General features: G+C 60.5%; 10 protein-coding genes, 1 tRNA gene and 5 pseudogenes. 13 read left to right on the forward strand and 3 right to left on the reverse strand.

Going from position 1 to position 20028, the window contains the following annotated elements; genetic code table 11:
- Position 1 precedes the first annotated feature (1 nt).
- From LJU32_01905 to LJU32_01960, 12 genes and pseudogenes are all read left to right on the forward strand, one after another.
- A pseudogene (locus LJU32_01905) lies at positions 2 to 3746 on the forward strand (EAL domain-containing protein).
- Positions 3747 to 3761: 15 nt separating this feature from the next.
- A tRNA-Ile gene (locus LJU32_01910) sits at positions 3762 to 3838 on the forward strand.
- A 452-nt stretch (positions 3839 to 4290) separates the two neighbouring features.
- Positions 4291 to 4751, forward strand: a pseudogene (locus LJU32_01915) (Lrp/AsnC family transcriptional regulator).
- Positions 4752 to 4973: 222 nt separating this feature from the next.
- Positions 4974 to 6653: an FAD-dependent oxidoreductase gene (locus tag LJU32_01920; GenBank protein ID WKV89250.1), complete on the forward strand. Its 1680-nt coding sequence runs from the start codon at positions 4974 to 4976 to the stop codon at positions 6651 to 6653.
- A gap of 12 nt (positions 6654 to 6665) precedes the next feature.
- Positions 6666 to 7460 carry a carbon-nitrogen hydrolase family protein gene (locus LJU32_01925; protein WKV89251.1) on the forward strand — a complete coding sequence of 265 codons (795 nt, stop codon included), beginning with the start codon at positions 6666 to 6668 and terminating at the stop codon, positions 7458 to 7460.
- Positions 7461 to 7498: 38 nt separating this feature from the next.
- On the forward strand, positions 7499 to 9910 hold the full coding sequence (pqqF, locus tag LJU32_01930) for a pyrroloquinoline quinone biosynthesis protein PqqF (protein ID WKV89252.1): 2412 nt from the start codon (positions 7499 to 7501) through the stop codon (positions 9908 to 9910).
- 156 nt (positions 9911 to 10066) lie between these two features.
- On the forward strand, positions 10067 to 10141 hold the full coding sequence (gene pqqA, locus LJU32_01935) for a pyrroloquinoline quinone precursor peptide PqqA (GenBank protein ID WKV91019.1): 75 nt from the start codon (positions 10067 to 10069) through the stop codon (positions 10139 to 10141).
- Between the two features lie 81 nt (positions 10142 to 10222).
- Entirely contained in the window at positions 10223 to 11134 is a 912-nt protein-coding gene (gene pqqB, locus LJU32_01940) for a pyrroloquinoline quinone biosynthesis protein PqqB (protein ID WKV89253.1), read from the forward strand.
- A gap of 139 nt (positions 11135 to 11273) precedes the next feature.
- A pseudogene (pqqC, locus tag LJU32_01945) lies at positions 11274 to 12025 on the forward strand (pyrroloquinoline-quinone synthase PqqC).
- Positions 12022 to 12297, forward strand: coding sequence for a pyrroloquinoline quinone biosynthesis peptide chaperone PqqD (gene pqqD, locus LJU32_01950; protein ID WKV89254.1), 276 nt, complete (start codon positions 12022 to 12024; stop codon positions 12295 to 12297). The pseudogene pqqC and the gene pqqD overlap by 4 nt, the downstream one beginning before the upstream one ends.
- Positions 12269 to 13429, forward strand: a complete 1161-nt coding sequence (gene pqqE, locus LJU32_01955) for a pyrroloquinoline quinone biosynthesis protein PqqE (GenBank protein WKV89255.1) — start codon at positions 12269 to 12271, stop codon at positions 13427 to 13429. Before pqqD ends, pqqE begins: the two co-directional genes overlap by 29 nt.
- A pseudogene (locus LJU32_01960) lies at positions 13395 to 15193 on the forward strand (S9 family peptidase). Before pqqE ends, LJU32_01960 begins: the two are co-directional and overlap by 35 nt.
- 141 nt (positions 15194 to 15334) lie before the next feature.
- Here LJU32_01960 and LJU32_01965 read toward each other — a convergent pair.
- Both LJU32_01965 and LJU32_01970 read right to left on the reverse strand, forming a co-directional pair.
- Positions 15335 to 15493: a YqaE/Pmp3 family membrane protein gene (locus LJU32_01965; GenBank protein ID WKV89256.1), complete on the reverse strand. Its 159-nt coding sequence runs from the start codon at positions 15491 to 15493 to the stop codon at positions 15335 to 15337.
- 191 nt (positions 15494 to 15684) lie between these two features.
- Entirely contained in the window at positions 15685 to 16911 is a 1227-nt protein-coding gene (locus tag LJU32_01970) for an aminotransferase class III-fold pyridoxal phosphate-dependent enzyme (GenBank protein ID WKV89257.1), read from the reverse strand.
- Between the two features lie 168 nt (positions 16912 to 17079).
- Here LJU32_01970 and LJU32_01975 point away from each other — a divergent pair.
- Positions 17080 to 17993: pseudogene (locus LJU32_01975) on the forward strand (LysR family transcriptional regulator).
- A 228-nt stretch (positions 17994 to 18221) separates the two neighbouring features.
- Here the strand turns inward: LJU32_01975 and LJU32_01980 are convergent.
- Positions 18222 to 20000 (reverse strand): acyl-CoA dehydrogenase C-terminal domain-containing protein, encoded by a 1779-nt coding sequence (locus tag LJU32_01980; protein ID WKV89258.1) that lies wholly within the window; start codon positions 19998 to 20000, stop codon positions 18222 to 18224.
- Between the last annotated feature and the right edge of the window lie 28 nt (positions 20001 to 20028).

Raw genomic sequence — 20028 nt, forward strand, 5'->3', positions numbered from 1 at the left:
TATGCCCAGACTGGCGCCCGTGCTGTTTCTGCTGTCATTGATGATCTGCACCGCCACGGCTGACGCGCTGACTCTCACCGATGAAGAACGCAGCTGGCTGGCGGCTCACCCCGACTTGCGCCTGGGTGTCGACGCGTCATGGCCGCCCTTTGAGTTTCGTGACGATCAGAACCGTTATCAGGGACTGGCTGCCGACTATATCGAGGTGATCCGTCAGCGCTTGTCCATCAAGCTGACGCCTATCGAACCGGTGAGCTGGACGGTGGTGCTGGAGCAGGTGAAGAAGGGCAGGATCGATTTGCTGCCGGGGATAATGTCGACACCAGAGCGCCAGAGTTATCTGTCATTCACCCGGCCGTACCTCGACTTCCCGATCGTCATCCTCGCCCATGTCGGCGGCGCCCAGCCGCGCAAACTCGACGACCTGTACGGGCTGAAAATCGCCGTGGTGGAAAACTACGCCCCCACGAACTGCTGCGTACTCACCATCCCGATCTGAATCTGGTAGCCATGCCCAACGTCAGTTCAGCGCTGCAAGCCCTGGCGACTGACGAAGTGGACGCGGTAGTCGGCGATCTGGCTTCCAGCGTCTGGAGCCTGCGCCAGCTCAAGCTTGACGGCCTCTATGTCAGCGGCGAAACGCCGTATCGCTATCAACTGGCGATGGCCGTGCCCCGGGACAACAAGGTGCTGGTGGGCATTCTCGACAAAGTCCTGGCGGACATGACGCCGGCGGAAATCAGCAGCATTCAGGAACACTGGGTCGGCAACGTGCTTGACCACCGCACGTTCTGGTCGGACCTGCTGATGTACGGCCTGCCCGGCCTGTTGCTGCTGATAACAGTCCTCGCCGCGGTGATCCGCATCAACCGCCGTCTGAGCTCGGAAATCACCCGGCGCATCGACCTCGAGCAGGAGTTGCGCAGCAGCGAATATCACTACCGCGGCCTGGTGGAAAGCCTGTCGGCGATTGCCTGGGAAGCGCGGATGAGCGACTTCACCTACAGCTATGTCTCGCCGCACGCTGAAGACTTGCTCGGTTATCCACAATCTCACTGGCTGATTCCGGGCTTCTGGCACAACATCATTCACCCCGCCGACCTGACCCGCACGCAGAACTACTGCAAGGAAGCACTGCGCCAGGGCCGCGATCACATCGTCGACTACCGCGTGATCACCGCCGACGGTCGCTGCCTGTGGGTGCGCGATATCGTCAGCCTGATAGAGCACGGCCACGAGCCAGTGATGCGCGGCCTGATGATCGATATCAGCGAGATCAAGCGCACTGAAGAAGCGCTGCGCCTGTCGGAGCAGAAGTTCGCTTCGGTGTTCGAGCAATGTCCGGACATTCTGGTGATTGCGCGCCTGTCCGACGGCTGCCTGCTGGAGGTCAACGAGGCCTTCGAGGAACAGATCGGCCTGCGCGCCGACGACGTGATCGGTCAAACCGCCACCAACCTTAATATCTGGGGGATTCCCGGGGTTGGACCGGGCCTGCTGCAGCGCTTGCAGGCCGGCAGCATCCGCAACCTGGAAATGCCCTTTCGCCGCAACAACGGCCAGGTGTTCACCGGGCTGATATCCGCCGAGCCATTCGACCTCGACACCACCCCGGCGCTGGTGGTGGTGGTGCGCGACATCAGCCAACTCAAGGAAACCCAACAGCAACTGCAAACCTCTGAAGAGAAATTCGCCAAGGCTTTCCATGCGTCGCCCGACGGCCTGTTGCTGTCGCGCCAGAGCGACGGCCTGCTGCTGGAGGTCAACGAAGGCTTCAGTCGCATCACCGGTTTCAACAGCGCCATGTCGGTGGATCGTTCGACGCTGGACCTGGGTATCTGGGTCAACCTCAACGAACGCAAACAGATGATCGACCTGCTGCAGCGCGACGGTTTTGTCCGCGACTTCACCTGCCACATCCGTCGCAGCGACGGGCAGATCCGCCTGTGCGAAGTGTCCAGTCGTCCACTGCCGATCGGTGACGAAGACTGCATGCTGACCATCGCCCGCGACATCACCGAACGCCATCTCATGCAGGAAAAACTACAGCAGGCCGCAACCGTTTTCGAGAGCACTGCCGAGGGCGTGCTGATCACCGATACCCAACAACACATCAGTGCGGTCAATCGGGCGTTCACCGAAATCACCGGCTATAGCGAAAGCGAAGCACTGGGCCACACCCCCGGCTATTGGCGTCCGGGCTGCATGACAGCGCGTTCTACGCGGCGATGTGGCACCAATTGACCGACGAGGGACACTGGCAAGGCGAGATTTCCAACCGGCGCAAGAACGGCGAGCTGTACCCGAGCTGGCTGACCATCAGCGCCGTGCGCAATCGCGACAAATTCATCACCCACTTCGTCGCGGTGTTCGCCGACATTTCCAGCCTCAAGCACGCCCAGGCCAAACTCGATTACCAAGCTCACCACGACCCCCTCACCGGTTTGCCCAACCGCACCTTGTTCGAGAGTCGCCTGCAAATGGCCCTGACCAGCCAACAGGAAAATGGTGGCCAGGGCGCGGTGCTGTTTCTCGATCTCGACCGCTTCAAACACATCAACGACAGCCTCGGCCACCCGGTCGGCGACCTGTTGCTCAAGGGCATTGCCGTGCGCTTGAAAGAACAACTGCGCGATATCGACACGGTCGCGCGATTGGGTGGTGACGAGTTCATCATCCTGTTGCCAGGTTTGCAGCAAGCCAGCGACGCCGACAACATCGCGACGAAACTGCTCAACTGCTTCGGCGCGCCGTTCCAGGCCGGCGAACACGAGTTCTTTATCAGCGCCAGCATCGGCACCAGCCTCTATCCCCGCGACGGTTGCGACGTGGCCACGCTGGTGAAAAACGCCGACGCGGCGATGTACCGCTCCAAAGCCAAAGGACGCAACCGCGTCGAAAGCTACACCCGCGACCTCACCGCGCAGGCCAGCGAGCGCATAGCGCTGGAACACGAACTGCGCCGCGCCATCGAGCGCGATGAGCTGTTTCTCTATTACCAACCGAAAATCAGCCTGGTCGATCACAGTCTGGTCGGCGCAGAGGCGCTGATTCGCTGGCGCCACCCAACCTTCGGCGACGTGCCGCCCGAGCATTTCATTCCGCTCGCGGAAGAAAACGGCATGATCCTGCAGATCGGTGACTGGGTGCTGGAGACCGCTTGCCGGCAGATGTTCGAGTGGAACGAGATCTACCAACCGTTGGGGCCGCTTTCGGTCAACCTCGCCGGTGCGCAATTGCGTCAGCCCAACCTCTTGGTGCGCATCGAACAACTGCTCAAGGACAACCGCCTCAGGCCGGATTTACTGCAACTGGAAATTACCGAGAATTTCATCATGAGTCAGGCCGAAGAGGCGCTGGCGGTGCTGCACCAACTCAAACACCTCGGCGTGCAACTGGCGATCGATGACTTCGGCACCGGCTACTCCTCGCTCAGCTACCTCAAACGGCTGCCGCTGGACATCCTCAAGATCGACCAGTCCTTTGTCCGCGGACTGCCTGACGATCCCCACGACGCGGCGATCGTGCGTGCCATCATCGCACTCGGCCGCAGCATGCAGTTCACCGTAATTGCCGAAGGCGTGGAAACCCAAGCGCAACAACAATTCCTCGCCGCAGAAGGTTGTGAACAGATCCAGGGCTACATCGTCAGCCTGCCGCTGCCCCCGGAGGAATTCGCCGCGACGTTTCTGCGTGTAACCGTATCGGATTTTTCGGATAGCACAGCCGCGAAACCGTCGCTATAATCCGCGGCCTACTGAGGGCCTATAGCTCAGTTGGTTAGAGCAGAGGACTCATAATCCTTTGGTCCACGGTTCAAGTCCGTGTGGGCCCACCAAATTGAAAAGCCGCGCTGAATGCGCGGCTTTTTTGTGGGCGATTGGTTGGGTTTCGTCTCGGCGGGCGCAATGTTCGGAAGACCTACCAGAGCTGTAGGAAAGATCCTAAGCTGCGGTTTTGAGCGGTTAGACAAAAATCCGTGTGAGAGAAAGCAAAAAGCCCCGATGCTTGCGCAACGGGGCTTTCTGTAAATCTGAAATATCGGCCTGTCCTTTTACGGTTTCCCGCTTATCCCGCTCACTGGCTAGGAGTGGCTTGCGCCACCGAAATCAACACCCTTTGCTTGCAAAGTTCCGGTCTGTGCTGACGGGCCGATCATAGCCCTTGAACCTGACAAGAGCAACCGTCACAGCCGTTATCCCTCCCTTCGAGCGATAGGTTCCAAATATGCCCCAACGCGCTTGACCCTGTACCATCGGCAATCTCATCGCCCACGCCATCGGAGCCCCCTTGCCAGACACCCGCCACCCCATCCTCGACGAGATCGACCGCCAACTGATCGCCGCGCTGCAAATCAATGCCCGCGAAAGCGTGGCCATGCTCGCCCGTCAGCTAGGCATTGCTCGCACGACGGTGACGTCGCGTCTGGCCCGGCTGGAAAAGGCCAAGGTGATCACCGGTTACGGCGTGCGCCTCGGTCAGCGTGTTGTCGATGGGGGCTGCAAGCCTACGTCGGGATCAAGGTCCAACCGCGTTCCGGCAAGGACGTGCTGCGGCGCTTGAGTGCGATGGCGCAGGTGCAGCAGCTGTGTGCGGTGAGTGGCGAGTTTGATTATGTGGCGTGGTTGCGCACCGATTCGCCGGAGCAGCTTGATCAGTTGCTGGATCAGATTGGCAGCGTCGATGGGGTGGAGAAGACCACAACGTCGATCATTCTGAGTAGCAAGATAGATCGGGGTCAGCCGGTTTAAGATTTTGATCGAGCTTCTCGGCTGAATTTCAAAGCCTCTTCTCGAGCAGGCTCGCTCCCACATTTTGGTCGGTATGCAGCCTGCATTCGTCAGTCTGCACAACAATCAGGCAAAACGACGACACATTGCGTCTTATTAACGCGCTCCACGCTCCCTAGAATGGCGGCATCTTTTCCTATACTCAGACGCGAATCCTGCGTCGGGTCGCCAACAAGGTCAGCCATGAACAACAATCGTCACCCTGCAGACGGCAAGAAACCCATCACCATCTTCGGTCCGGACTTTCCGTTCGCGTTTGACGACTGGATCGAGCATCCGGCTGGTTTGGGCAGCATTCCCGAGCAGCACCATGGCGCTGAAGTGGCGATTGTCGGAGCGGGCATCGCCGGTCTGGTGGCCGCGTATGAGCTGATGAAGCTCGGTTTGAAACCGGTGGTGTACGAGGCGTCGAAACTCGGTGGTCGTCTGCGCTCGCAGGCCTTCAACGGCACAGACGCCATCGTCGCCGAGCTCGGTGGCATGCGCTTTCCGGTGTCCTCCACGGCGTTCTACCACTACGTCGACAAGCTCGGCCTCGAAACCAAGCCTTTTCCCAACCCGTTGACCGGCGCGTCTGGCAGCACCGTGATCGATCTGGAAGGCGAAACCTATTACGCCGAAAGCCTGAAGGATCTTCCGGTATTGTTCCAGGAAGTGGCTGATGCCTGGGCGGATGCGCTGGAAGCAGGCTCGCAGTTTTCCGATATCCAACAAGCCATTCGCGACCGTGATGTGCCGCGCCTTAAAGAGCTGTGGAACAAGCTGGTGCCGCTGTGGGACGACCGGACCTTTTACGACTTCGTCGCCACTTCGAAGGCCTTCGCCAAATTGTCTTTCCAGCACCGCGAAGTGTTCGGCCAGGTCGGTTTCGGCACCGGCGGCTGGGATTCGGACTTCCCCAATTCGATGCTGGAAATCTTTCGCGTGGTGATGACCAACTGCGACGATCATCAGCACTTGGTGGTCGGTGGCGTCGAGCAGGTGCCGCAGGGCATCTGGCGCCATGTACCGGAACGTTGCGTGCACTGGCCGGCCGGCACCAGCCTGAAATCCCTGCACCGTGGCGCGCCGCGTTCGGGCGTAAAGAAAATTGCCCACGCACCGGAGGGCCGTTTCGCCGTTACCGACAACAATGGTGACACCCGCGAATACGCCGCTGTGCTGACAACCTGCCAGAGCTGGCTGCTGACTACCCAGATCGAGTGCGACGAAACCTTGTTCTCGCAGAAAATGTGGATGGCCCTCGACCGCACCCGCTACATGCAAGCGTCAAAAACCTTCGTGATGGTCGATCGGCCGTTCTGGAAAGACAAAGATCCGGAGACCGGCCGCGACGTGATGAGCATGACCCTCACCGATCGCCTGACCCGCGGCACCTATCTGTTCGACAACGGCGACGACAAGCCGGGGGTGATCTGCCTGTCGTACTCGTGGATGAGCGACGCGTTGAAAATGCTCCCGCATCCGGTGGAAAAACGCGTTGAGCTGGCGTTGAACTCGTTGAAAAAGATCTACCCGAAAGTCGACATCGCCGCGCGGATCATCGGCGATCCGATCACTGTGTCGTGGGAAGCCGATCCGTACTTCCTCGGTGCCTTCAAAGGCGCCCTGCCCGGCCATTACCGCTACAACCAGCGCATGTACGCGCACTTCATGCAGGACGATATGCCAGCGGAGCAGCGCGGTATTTTCATCGCTGGCGACGATGTGTCGTGGACACCGGCGTGGGTCGAAGGCGCGGTGCAGACTTCGCTCAACGCGGTGTGGGGCATCATGAAGCATTTCGGCGGTTCGACACATAAAGAGAACCCGGGCCCGGGTGATGTGTTCAAAGACATCGGCCCTATCGCCCTGCCCGAGTAAGAGGATTCCCCGATGCGCGTAGCCGTTTACCAATGTCCACCCTTGCCACTGGACCCCGCCGCCAACCTGCAGCGTCTGCATCAAGTAGCAATGGAGGCCAAGGGCGCTGATCTGCTGGTGCTGCCGGAGATGTTCATGACCGGCTACAACATCGGCGCCGAAGCGGTGAGCACGCTGGCCGAGGTCTATAACGGCGAATGGGCGCAGCAGATTGGCCGGATCGCCAAGGCTGCGGGTCTGGCGATCGTATACGGCTACCCCGAACGCACCGCCGACGGGCATATCTACAACGCCGTGCAACTGATCGACGCCCACGGCGAGCGCCTGTGCAATTACCGCAAGTCGCATCTGTTTGGCGATCTCGACCGGTCGATGTTCAGCCCCGGTGACTCCGACTTGCCGGTGGTTGAATTGAACGGCTGGAAGCTCGGCTTCCTGATCTGCTATGACTTGGAGTTTCCGGAAAACGCGCGTCGTCTGGCCTTGGCCGGCGCCGAGCTGATCGTCGTACCGACAGCAAACATGGTTCCGTTCGACTTCGTCGCCGACGTCACCGTGCGTGCCCGCGCCTTCGAAAACCAGTGCTACGTGGCTTACGCCAATTACTGCGGACATGAAGGCGATATCCAGTATTGCGGGCAAAGCAGTATTGCCGCGCCGGACGGTAGCCGTATCGCCCTGGCAGGTCTGGACGAGGCGTTGATCGTCGGTGAACTGGACCGCCAATTGATGAACGACTCACGCCAGGCCAACCGCTACCTCAGCGATCGCAGGCCAGAGCTTTACGGCGCGCTCAACCGCCGCTAATCCGCTAGCATGGGCACTTCACTGTTCTGGAAGTGCCCATGCCTGCGCCGACTCATCCCCGCCCCGACACTGAAACACTGGCCAACGGCCTGCGCGTGACCCTGCGCCACGTGCCCGGTCTCAAGCGCAGCGCTGCCGCGTTACGCGTGGCGGCCGGCAGTCATGACGTGCCGCTGGCATGGCCGGGGCTGGCGCATTTTCTCGAGCATTTGCTGTTTCTCGGCACCGAGCGTTTTCCCACAGATGAAGGGCTGATGGCCTACGTGCAACGTCACGGCGGGCAGGTGAATGCCAGCACCCGCGAGCGCACCACGGACTTTTTCTTCGAGTTGCCTGTGTCGTCCTTCAGCGCGGGGCTCGAGCGTCTGTCGGACATGCTCGCCCGGCCACGGATGAATCTGGACGATCAACTGCGTGAACGGGAAGTGCTGCAGGCGGAGTTTGTCGCCTGGTCGCAGGATCCGACAGCGCAACAGCAGTTTGCCTTGTATGAAGGTTTACCAGCGGAACATCCGTTGCGCGGTTTTCATGCGGGCAATCGGGACAGCTTGCAGGTCGAATCGCCTGGGTTTCAGTCGGCGCTGAAAGATTTCCATCAGCGCTTTTATCGAACCGGGCAAATGAGCCTGAGTCTGGTCGGGCCGCAAAGTATCGATGAGCTTCGGGAGCTGGCGCAGCAATTCGCAGCGGTGTTGCCGGTTGGGGATAAAGTTGCCCAGGCCGCACCGCCACCGCTGACGGTGAGAAGTTATCAACAGGTTGGCGCTCACGCGAACCTGTTATTCGCCTTCGACGGCTTACCCGAACCATCCGCAGAGGCGATGGCCTTTCTCTGTCATTGGTTGAACAACGCCAAACCCGGTGGATTGCTCGCACACCTGCAACGACAGAACCTGGCTGACAGTCTGAAAGCCGCGCCGATCTACCAGTTCGCTGGGCAAGCGCTGCTGCATCTTCAATTCCATGCCGCCGGCGAGCAGTTGAACACCATTCATGAACAACTGCTGGACTGGCTGAGCTTCTTCGCCCGCCAGGACTGGACGCCGTTGCGCGAGGAATACGCCGCCCTGCTTCAGCGCCAGCAGCAAGTCAGCGGCGCGTTGCAACTAGCGCGCATCGACGTTGAGCAGAAAGAATCAGGTCTGTCCGAGTCGGGTGTTGCCGGACTTGCGCACATCCTTCGCGAAATCGGTGGTGTGGATAACTTCAGCGATCATTGGCACCTGCCCGCCGCGAACCCGTTCCTGCGCGCCAATGAACCGCTAGCCAACGCCGGGCTGATTCGCGGCCAGACCAGCGCCCATCGTGGCCTGCGCACATTCGCCCAGGATCGCTCGCGCAGTCGTCGCGAACGGTCGCCGATGCACTTCAGTCGTGCGCTGCCAGACAGCAGCGATGAGGGCGCGATTTACCTGCGCTGGCAGGTCGACATGGCGGCCAGCGCCGATCTGCGCTCAAGATTGCAGCGCAGTCTGCGTCAGACCCGACAGGATGCGTCCGAAGCCGGAGTGGACTTGTCTTTCAGCGCCGCAGGTAACCAATGCCTGTTGAAAATGACCGGATTACAGGAACCGATGCCCAGCGTCCTGGAGCACGCGCTGAAATGTCTGACGATGATCGACGCCGATTCGCCGCGCGACGAGGTGCAGATACCTTCGATGCCGATCCGCCAACTGCTCGAAGCGTTGCCGGAAAAATACCTGCCCCCGATTGAAACCAGCGATGACGCCAAACAGCTGTGGACAACTTCGCGCTGGGACGGCCTCGCTCTAGGGCTGAATCAACAGACCCAATCAGCCATGGGCCTGGCGCTGAGCCGCATTCCCGGCACACCGGACAATCAGCTACCGGTGACACCGATCACCCAAGGCCAGTACCAATGGAGCCAGATCAACACCGCCTCCAGCGAACACGCCTTGCTGCTGATCTGCCCGACCGCCAGTTGTGACATCGCTGATGAAGCTGCATGGCGCCTTCTGGCGCAGTTGTGCCAGACGCCTTTTTACCAGCGCCTGCGTGTCGAATTGCAATTGGGGTACGCCGTGTTCAGCGCGCTGCGTCAGGTGCACGGCACGACTGCGATTGTCTTTGCCGTGCAATCGCCAACGAACCCGGTGGGCAAGTTGCTCGAATACATTCAGGAGTTCTTCAACGGCATTCCGGCGATGATCGAAACGCTTGATGTCGCTGGCCTCAAGCAACAACGCCAAAACCTCGCCGACCAATTCGATCCGGCGACACAGTTCAACAAGGACGCTGCCGAACTTCTGTGGCAGGGCAAACTCGCCGGCCATTCGTCGGATTACCGTGAGCAACTGGTTATGGCGATCCGGCAGCTGGATCACAAGGCTTTGCTGGCCGCTGCGCAGCGCCTGATCAATGCCAATGGCGGCTACCACTGTCTGGCCAATGAACCGATGCCCGGCGCGCCGTGGCAAGCGGCAAATTGATCATTACCGGGGCTGCAAGGAGCTTTCTCAAAGATTCACGGGTCACGCCGTTGAAATTTTGAGTAACATAGCCGCCTAACTAATTGGAACATCACCGCGCTGCCGTGGACTATAACTATGGATAGCGCTATCCCAACCCTCAGAAGGAGACATCTCATGGCCTGGACCAAACCTGCTTACACCGACCTGCGTATCGGCTTCGAAGTCACCATGTACTTCGCCAGCCGCTGAGTTCTGCTTACGCAGATCCGCAGTGCAACGCCTCGGCTCGCCGAGGCGTTTTATTTTCCGCGTTGAAATGATGGAGCGTTCATGTTCGTCCAGATTCTGGGTTCGGCCGCCGGTGGCGGTTTTCCGCAGTGGAACTGCAACTGCGTCAACTGCGCAGGCTTTCGCGACAGCAGCCTGAACGCCAAGGCCCGCACCCAATCGTCCATCGCCATTTCCGATGACGGCGTGAACTGGGTGTTGTGCAATGCCTCGCCGGACATCCGCGCGCAACTGCAAAGCTTCGCCCCGATGCAACCGGGCCGGGCCCTGCGCGACACCGGCATCAGCGCGATCATCCTGATGGACAGCCAGATCGACCACACCACCGGCCTGCTCAGTTTGCGCGAAGGCTGCCCGCATCAGGTCTGGTGCACGGACATGGTTCACGAAGACCTGAGCACCGGTTTTCCCCTGTTCAAGATGCTCACCCACTGGAACGGCGGGCTGGACTGGAACCGTATCGAGCTCGACCAGAGCTTCACCGTAGCGGCCTGTCCGAACCTGCGTTTCACCCCGCTGCCATTGCGCAGCGCCGCGCCGCCGTATTCGCCGCACCGTTTCGATCCGCATCCGGGCGACAACATCGGTTTGATCGTTGAAGACCTCAACACCGGCGGCAAGCTGTTCTACGCGCCAGGGCTGGGCAAGGTCGATGCGCCGCTGCTGGAAATCATGGCGGGCAGCGATTGCCTGCTGGTCGACGGCACGCTGTGGGATGACGATGAAATGCAGCGCCGTGGCGTCGGCACCCGCACCGGTCGCGAGATGGGCCACCTGGCGCAGAACGGCCCCGGCGGCATGCTCGAAGTGCTGGAGCAGTTGCCCGAGCAGCGCAAGGTACTTATCCACATCAACAACACCAACCCGATCCTCGACGAGGATTCGCCGGAGCGTGCCGAGCTGGCGCGGCGTAATGTTGAAGTGGCGTTTGATGGCATGAGCATCGTGCTTTAAGCAATCGAGACCGCGGCGCGGTCTATCGCGAGCAGGCTCGCGCCCACATTGGAATGCGATCAACTGTGGGAGCGAGCCTGCTCGCGAAGAGGCCAGCACAGACACCAGAGATTTCCAGGGTTGTTCCCGGAGAACAGACATGACCGACACCCCGCTGTCCCCGCCGAATTCGAAGCGGCCCTGCGCGCCAAAGGCGCCTATTACCACATCTATCACCCCTACCACGTGGCGATGTATGAAGGCCGCGCGACTCGCGAGCAGATTCAGGGCTGGGTCGCCAACCGCTTCTACTATCAGGTAAACATTCCCCTGAAAGACGCAGCGATCCTCGCCAACTGCCCGGATCGGGAAATCCGCCGCGAGTGGATTCAGCGCCTGCTCGACCACGACGGCGCGCCCGGTGAAGACGGCGGCATCGAAGCCTGGCTGCGTCTGGGTCAGGCTGTCGGCCTCGATCCGGATCAGTTGCGCTCCCAGGAGCTGGTATTGCCCGGCGTGCGTTTCGCCGTCGATGCCTACGTCAACTTCGCCCGTCGCGCCAGTTGGCAGGAGGCGGCAAGCAGCTCGCTGACCGAATTGTTCGCGCCGCAGATCCACCAGTCGCGCCTGGACAGCTGGCCGCAGCATTACCCGTGGATCGACCCGGCCGGTTATGAATATTTCCGCACTCGTCTCGGTCAGGCGCGGCGTGACGTCGAGCATGGGCTGGCGATCACCCTTGAGCACTACAAGACCCGTGAAGGCCAAGAGCGCATGCTGGAAATTCTCCAGTTCAAACTGGACATTCTTTGGAGCATGCTCGATGCCATGAGCATGGCCTACGAACTGAACCGTCCGCCGTATCACAGCGTGACCGAACAACGGGTCTGGCATAAAGGAATCATCTTATGAGTTTCGACCGCAGCAAAGTGCCGAGCTGGCGCCCGGGCTATCGCTTCCAGTACGAACCGGCGCAAAAGGGCCATGTGTTGCTGTACCCAGAGGGCATGATCAAGCTCAACGAAACGGCCGCGCTGATTGGCGGCCTGATTGATGGCGAACGCGATGTCGCGGCAATCATTGCCGAACTCGACAAGCAGTTCCCCGGCGTACCCGAGCTCGGTGACGACGTCGAGCAATTCATGGAGGTTGCCCGTGAGCAACACTGGCTCACCCTTGGCTGATCTGCCGGCCAAACCGGAAGTCGGCCTGCCGCTGTGGCTGCTCGCCGAGCTGACCTACCGTTGCCCGCTGCAATGCCCGTACTGCTCCAATCCGCTGGATTTCGCCGAGCAGGGCAAAGAGCTGACCACCGAACAATGGATCAAGGTGTTCCGCGAAGCGCGCGAGATGGGCGCGGCGCAATTGGGCTTTTCCGGCGGCGAACCGCTGGTGCGTCAGGACTTGGCCGAACTGATCCGTGAAGCGCGGCAGTTGGGTTTCTACACCAACCTGATCACTTCCGGCATTGGCCTGACCGAGCAGAAAATCAGCGACTTCAAAAAGGCCGGGCTCGATCACATCCAGATCAGTTTTCAGGCCAGCGACGAGCAAGTGAACAACCTGCTCGCCGGCTCGAAAAAGGCCTTTGCGCAGAAGCTGGAAATGGCGCGTGCGGTGAAGGCCCACGGCTATCCGATGGTGCTGAACTTCGTCACCCATCGTCACAACATCGACAAGATCGACCGCATTATCGAACTGTGCATCGCGCTGGAGGCTGACTTCGTCGAACTCGCCACTTGCCAGTTCTACGGCTGGGCGCAGCTCAACCGTGTTGGCCTGCTGCCGACCAGGGAACAACTGGTGCGCGCCGAACGCATCACCAACGAATACCGGGCCAGGCTGGAAGCCGAAGGGCATCCGTGCAAGCTGATATTCGTCACGCCGGACTACTACGAAGAACGCCCGAAAGCCTGCATGAACGGCTGGGGCAGCATCTTCCTGACCGTCACCCCGGATGGCACCGCCCTGCCCTGCCATGGTGCGCGCCAGATGCCTGTGCAGTTTCCCAACGTGCGCGATCACAGCATGCAGCACATCTGGTATGACTCGTTCGGCTTCAACCGTTTTCGCGGTTACGACTGGATGCCCGAGCCGTGCCGCTCTTGCGACGAGAAAGAAAAAGACTTCGGCGGCTGCCGCTGCCAGGCGTTCATGCTCACCGGCGACGCCAGTAACGCCGACCCGGTGTGCAGCAAGTCCGAACATCACGGCGTGATCCTCAAGGCCCGCGAAGAAGCCGAGACCGCCACTCAAACCATCGAACAACTGGCCTTTCGCAATGAACGAAACTCACGCCTCATCGCCAAGGGCTGAGCCTTTCAGCGCCGCCCAGGCCGTCGCCGCCGGAACCGACTTCGCCGAAATGCAACTCGGCGTCCACGGCGTGTTCTGGAATGAATATCGCCCAGAGGACGCCGCGTGCCGAATCTGGCATTGGCGCGATGGCGCAGCGAAACGTCTGACGCCGGACGGTTTCAGCGTGCGTAGCCGCGTGTACGAATATGGCGGTGGTGCGTTTTGTCTGACGCCTGACGGGGTGGTTTTCATCAATGAAGCGGATCAGCAGATGTATCGGCAGGCGCTGGATGGCGAGCCGGTCGCGCTGACGTCGACTGACTGCCGCTACGGCGATCTGCAATTCGCCGCTGGCCGAGTATTGGCGGTTGAGGAGCAGCAGGATCGACATCGCCTGGTGGCGATTGATCTGGCGACCGGCACGCGACAGGTGCTGGCCGAGGGTGCGGATTTCTATGCATCGCCAACGCTGAGCCCGGACGGCCAGCGCTTGGCATGGATCGAGTGGAGCCGACCGCATCAGCCGTGGACCTCGACGCGCTTGATGGTCGCGGAAGGTGTTTTTTCCGCACCTCGTTGTATTGCCGGCGAGCAGATTGAGGAGTCGATCCAGCAGCCGCGTTTCGACGCCGACGGCCGGCTCTACTGCCTGACAGATCGTGGCGGCTTCTGGCAGCCGTGGGTCGAAACGTCCGATGGCTTGCACGCGCTACCGAGTGCCGAGGCCGATCACGCGCCTGCGCCCTGGCAACTGGGTGGCTGCACTTGGCTGCCTGCCGGTGATCAATTCTTAGCCAGCTGGAGCGAGGCTGGTTTCGGCCGCCTGGCCCTTGGTAGTGAGGATTTCAGCGGCGACTACAGCCGCTTCCGTCACCTGGCAGTTGATCAGCAGTTCATCTACTGCATTGCCGCCTCGCCGGTCAGCCCGTCGGCAGTGATTGCCATCGATCGTGCTTCTCACGCAGTGAAAGTCCTCGCTGGCGGCGTGGCGCCATTGCCCGCCGAACGCATCAGCCGTCCGCAGACCTTGCGTTATCCGAGCGGCTCTGGCGAAGCGCACGGTTTCTTCTATTCGGCCATGAACGGTGAAGCGAAACCGCCGCTGGTGGTGTTTATCCACGGCGGCCCGACGTCGGCGTGCTATCCGATCCTCGATCCGCGTATCCAGTACTGGACCCAGCGCGGCTTTGCTGTCGCCGACCTCAACTATCGCGGCAGCAGTGGCTATGGTCGCGAATATCGGCAAGCGCTGCATCTGCGCTGGGGCGAGGTGGATGTCGAGGATGCCTGCGCGGTGGTGGGTTATCTCTCTGGCCAAGGGTTGATTGATGGCGACCGAGCGTTCATTCGCGGTGGTAGTGCGGGCGGGTACACGACATTGTGTGCGCTGGCGTTCAAAAAGTCTTCCGCGCTGGTGCCAGCCTTTATGGCGTCAGCGATCCGGTCGCTTTGGCCCGCGTAACACACAAGTTCGAAGGCGACTATCTGGACTGGCTGATCGGCGATCCCGAGCGAGATGCCGAACGCTATGCCGCACGCACGCCGTTGCTGCACGCAGACAACATTCGCGTGCCGGTGATTTTCTTCCAGGGTGAACTGGACGCGGTGGTCGTGCCGCAACAGACCCGTGACATGGTCGCGGCGCTGGAGCACAACGGCATCCCGGTCGAAGCGCATTACTACCCCGACGAACGCCACGGCTTTCGTCGCGCGGCTAACCAGGCGCATGCGCTGGAGCGGGAGTGGACGTTTTATCAGCGGGTGATGGGGCTGAATGACTGAGCCCTCACTTTGAGACTGCGTCGCTCAATCGCGGGCAAGCCCGCTCCCACAGGTTATTTGGTGTACACAAAAATTGTGATCCCTCATAACACTGTGGGAGCGGGCTTGCCCGCGATAGCTATTGATCAGACGCCACTGAACTCAACGCTTGGCGATGATATACACCGCATGCACGATCCCCGGAATGTAGCCGCACAACGTCAGCAGAATGTTCAGCCAGAACGCCCCGCCAAACCCGACCTGCAGAAACACGCCCAGTGGCGGCAACAGAATAGCGATGATGATGCGAATGAAATCCATGGGGCAGCTCCTGAATGGGGGTTGGCTCACTTGAGCCATACAAGCTAATCGACCTGCGCCGTTCGTCAGGGTTCATTACGCTTGCTATTTGACGCCAGCATCACAAAAAAACGCCCCACGCCAAAAGAATCAGGCGTGGGGCGTGCGTTATACCGCGAGACGGTTCGAGTAATCGGTTGGGGCACCTCTGCTCAGACGGCAATGCCCTTGCGGCATTGCAATTGGGCGGTGCGCACTCGCGAGAAGGCGCGGCCCAGGCGCAGGAGCATTTCGTCGATGTTGGCTTTGCTGACAGTGAGGGCCGGGGTGAAGCGCAGGCAGTCAGGCTGCGCAGCGTTCAATATCAGGCCTTCGTGAAGTGCGGCGTGAACGACGGCGTCGGCGCATTCGGCGGACAGCGTCAGCCCATAAAACAGGCCTTGGCCGCGCAACTCGCCGTGCCCGTAGCGGTGCGCCAGTCGCGCCAGGCCTTCGCGCAGGTGCTGGCCGCTGTCGTTGACCTGCTGAAAGAAGCTGCGGTCATGGATGCTGTCGAGCACTACCAGACCGGCCGCCGTGATCAAGGCGTTGCCGTGATGGGTGCCGCTCAGCTCGCCGATGGCGAAACAGCAGGCCTTGCCTCGCGCCAGTAAGGCCGCCAGCGGCAAGCCGCCGCCGAGGCCTTTGCCGAGCACGACGATATCGGCGCGAATGCCGTAGGACTGTTCGGCGAGCAAGGTGCCGCAGCGGCCGATGCCGGTTTGCACTTCGTCGAGAATCAGCAGAATGCCCAGGTCACGACACAGTCGCTCGACCCCTTTGAGGTAATGCTCGGTCGCCGGAATGACCCCGGCATCGCTCTGGATCGGCTCCAGCATGATTGCTACGGTTTGCGCGTCGACCGCCGCATGCAGCGCTGGCATGTCATTGAATGGCACTCGATCGACCGTCGCCAGACTGCGGCCATGGCAACCCTGCTGCGACACGATGATCCGCGAGGCGCCGCTGCGATGCAGTTGCCCCCATTTGCGCGCCAGTTTGATCGCCGCGTCACAAGCCTCGCTGCCACTGTTGAGCAGGTACGCCTGATCGCTGGACGTGCTGGCGCACAAACATTCGGCGAGGCTGAGCATGCCGCGATTATGCAGATTGCAGCCGGGATTGATCAGCGCTTGGGCCTGATTGGCGATGGCTTTGACCAGCGCCGTGGGGCTGTGGCCAAGGCTGTTGGCGCCGCCAGCCTGGGAAAAGTCGAGGTAGGCGCGATCGTTGCTGTCCCACAGCCAGGAACCCTGGCCCCGAACGAACACTTGATGCGGTCGCTCGACACCGGGCATCAGGCGTTGGGCATTGAGGTGATCGGTCATAGTGGATGGCCCCGCCTCGAAGGTGAGGTCATCCAGACTTGGCGTCTGGCGCCGCAAACTGAACAGATTCATGCGAAAAAACCTCGCTTGAGGTTTTTGAACTGCCTATGTAAGCACTAACGAAGCAAATGGGATGCATCACGCTTTCTGGCCCTGTAAGCCTTGTGAATGCGGTTAGACTAGGCGCGCAACCGGCTTCAAGCCATTTCGATTTCCCAGCCATTTCGATAAGCGCTACTTATGGATTTCAAGCAACTGCGTTATTTCGTCGCGGTCTACGAAGAAGGCCATGTCGGCCGTGCGGCTGAGCGCTTGTCGATCTCGCAACCGGCGCTGTCGCAACAGATCCGACAGCTGGAGCAGAACCTCGACGTCACCCTGTTCGAACGCAGCAGTAAACGCCTGCTGCCGACTCTCGCTGCGCACACGCTGTACAACCACGCGTTGCCGCTGCTCGATGGCTTGCAGCGGGCGCGCGAGGCATTGGGTAATTTCAAGGGCAGGCGTTGCGCACCCTGGCGATCGGTGTGCTGCAAACGGTGCACACCAGCCTTGTGCCGCAAATGCTCGAGCGTGTGCGCAAGGCGCAGCCACATCTGGTGGTGCAGATCTATGAACTGACCGGACTGGAAATCGAGCGGCGTCTGCTCAATGGTTCGCTGGACATCGGTATCAGCTATCTGCCACCGCGCCAACCCGGTCTGCACGGGGTGTTGCTGTATGAAGACGAACTGACGCTGGTCATCCCGGCCGACCATCCATTGCGCGAGTTCAAGAAAGTCTCGATGCGCCAGGCTGCTGAGCTGCCCATGTTGCTGCTCGGCGAAGAGTTCCAGATCCGGCAGATCTGGCAGGCACAACTGACCAGCCTCGGACGACGCCCGCAAGTGCAGGCCGAGCTGAACAATATGTTGGGGATTCTCGATAGCCTGCCGCACACCAGGCTGGCAACGGTGCTACCGGGACGTTCGCAAAAGGAATACGACGATGAAGATCTGCTGTGGAAACCGCTGAGCGAGCCACGGGTGCCGTTGCAAGTTGGCCTGGTGTGCCGCGATGTACAACGCCAGCAGGCCTCGTTGGCATTGCTGCGGACATTGCTTGAAGAGGTGATCGATCGCGAAGTGAAGCCGCCCCTCGATCCGCTCGCCTGAAACTTTTCTTCAGGCAAAAGAAAACCCCGCCGAAGCGGGGCTTTGCAGACTGTTTCCCTGACATCCATTTCACTCCGCCACCCTGGCAGAATCCTACGTGTCCGTGTTGTTTACTTTGCGCTTCCTGCGCGACGTCCATGAAATGTAGATTAGCGGTGGATCCAATGTATGCATATGGGAGAACAGCAGCACGTCACGTAAGCAAATGCTTACATGACGTCTACAGGATCAGAACTGTGCGGCATCCAGCAGGAACAGCGACTCGCTACCGGCCTTGACCGACGCGCTCAACGAGTGAATACGTGGCAGCAGACGGGCGAAATAGAAGCGTGCGGTACCCAGCTTGCTCGCATAGAAATCATCTTGCGCTTCCTTGCCCAGCGAGGCTTTGGCCATCAACGCCCACATGTAGGCGTAAGCGGTGTATCCGAACGCTTGCAAATATTCGACCGAGGCCGCGCCGATTTCGTTCGGATTGTTTTTCGCCCGGTCCAGCAGCCACGCGGTCAGCTCGTCGAGGGTGTCGACGGCATCGTTCAACGGCTTGGTGAACTCGCTCAGATCGGCACTGGCGGTGGCGGTGAAATGACGGATCTCGTCAGCGAACAATTTGTAGAACGCACCGCCACTGCCAACGATCTTGCGACCCACCAGGTCCAGCGCCTGAATCCCGTTGGTGCCCTCGTAAATCTGGGTGATGCGCACGTCACGCACCAGTTGCTCCTGGCCCCACTCGCGGATGTAACCGTGGCCGCCGAAAATCTGCTGGCCATGAACGGTGGTTTCCAGACCCAGGTCGGTCAGGAAGGCTTTCGCTACCGGCGTCAGCAACGCCACCAGATCTTCCGCACGCTTGCGGGTGGTCGCGTCTTCGCTGAACTTGGCGGTGTCCAGTTGCATCGCCACATACGTGGAGAACGCACGGCCGCCTTCGTTCGAGGCTTTCATGGTCAGCAGCATGCGTCGCACGTCCGGGTGGACGATGATCGGGTCAGCAACTTTGTCCTTGTTCTGCGCGCCGGTCGGCGAACGGCTCTGCAGACGATCGCGCGCATATTCAACAGCGTTCTGATAAGAGCGCTCGCCGGTGGCCAGGCCTTGAATACCAACACCCAGGCGCTCGTAGTTCATCATGGTGAACATCGCGGCCAGGCCTTTGTTCGGTTCGCCGACCAGATAGCCCACCGCTTCGTCGAAGTTCATCACACAGGTTGCGGAAGCCTGAATGCCCATCTTGTGTTCGATCGATCCGCAGTTGGCCGGGTTACGCGCACCGAGGCTGCCGTCGGCATTGACCATGAACTTCGGCACCAGGAACAGCGAAATGCCTTTCGGACCGGCCGGGGCGTCCGGCAGCTTGGCTAGGACCAGATGAATGATGTTTTCGGTGAGGTCGTGCTCGCCGCCGGTGATGAAGATCTTGGTGCCGCTGACCTTGTAGGAACCGTCGGCCTGAGGTTCGGCTTTGGTGCGAATAATGCCCAGGTCAGTGCCAGCATGCGGCTCGGTCAGGCACATGGAGCCGGCCCAGATGCCGGCGTACATGTTCGGCAGGTACGCAGCTTTGAGTTCTTCACTGGCGTGAGCGTTGATCGACAGGCAGGCGCCGGCGGTCAGCATCGGATACAGACCGAACGCCAGGCTAGCGGAGTTGACCATTTCCTCGACCTGCGCCGACACGGCTTTGGGCATGCCCATGCCGCCATAGGCCGGATCACCGCCGACGCCGACCCAGCCGCCTTCGGCATAAGTCTGATAGGCCTGTGGGAAGCCGGCCGGCGTGGTGACGGCACCGTCCGCCCAATGGCAACCTTCCTCGTCAGCGGCACGGCTCAGCGGCGCGATGCTTTTGCTGGTGACCTTGCCGGCCTCTTCGAGAATCGCTTCAACGGTCTCGGCGTCGACGGTCTCGGCCAGCGCCGGCAGCTCGGCCCAGAGTTTGGCGACTTCGAACACTTCATTGAGGACGAAGCGCATATCGCGCAGCGGCGCTTTGTAGTCAGCCATGGCAAACCTCGCAAGATCTAAACAGGTG

Origin of the sequence: Pseudomonas sp. B21_DOA, from assembly GCA_030544685.1 — a bacterium.
GTDB lineage: Bacteria > Pseudomonadota > Gammaproteobacteria > Pseudomonadales > Pseudomonadaceae > Aquipseudomonas > Aquipseudomonas fluorescens_AO.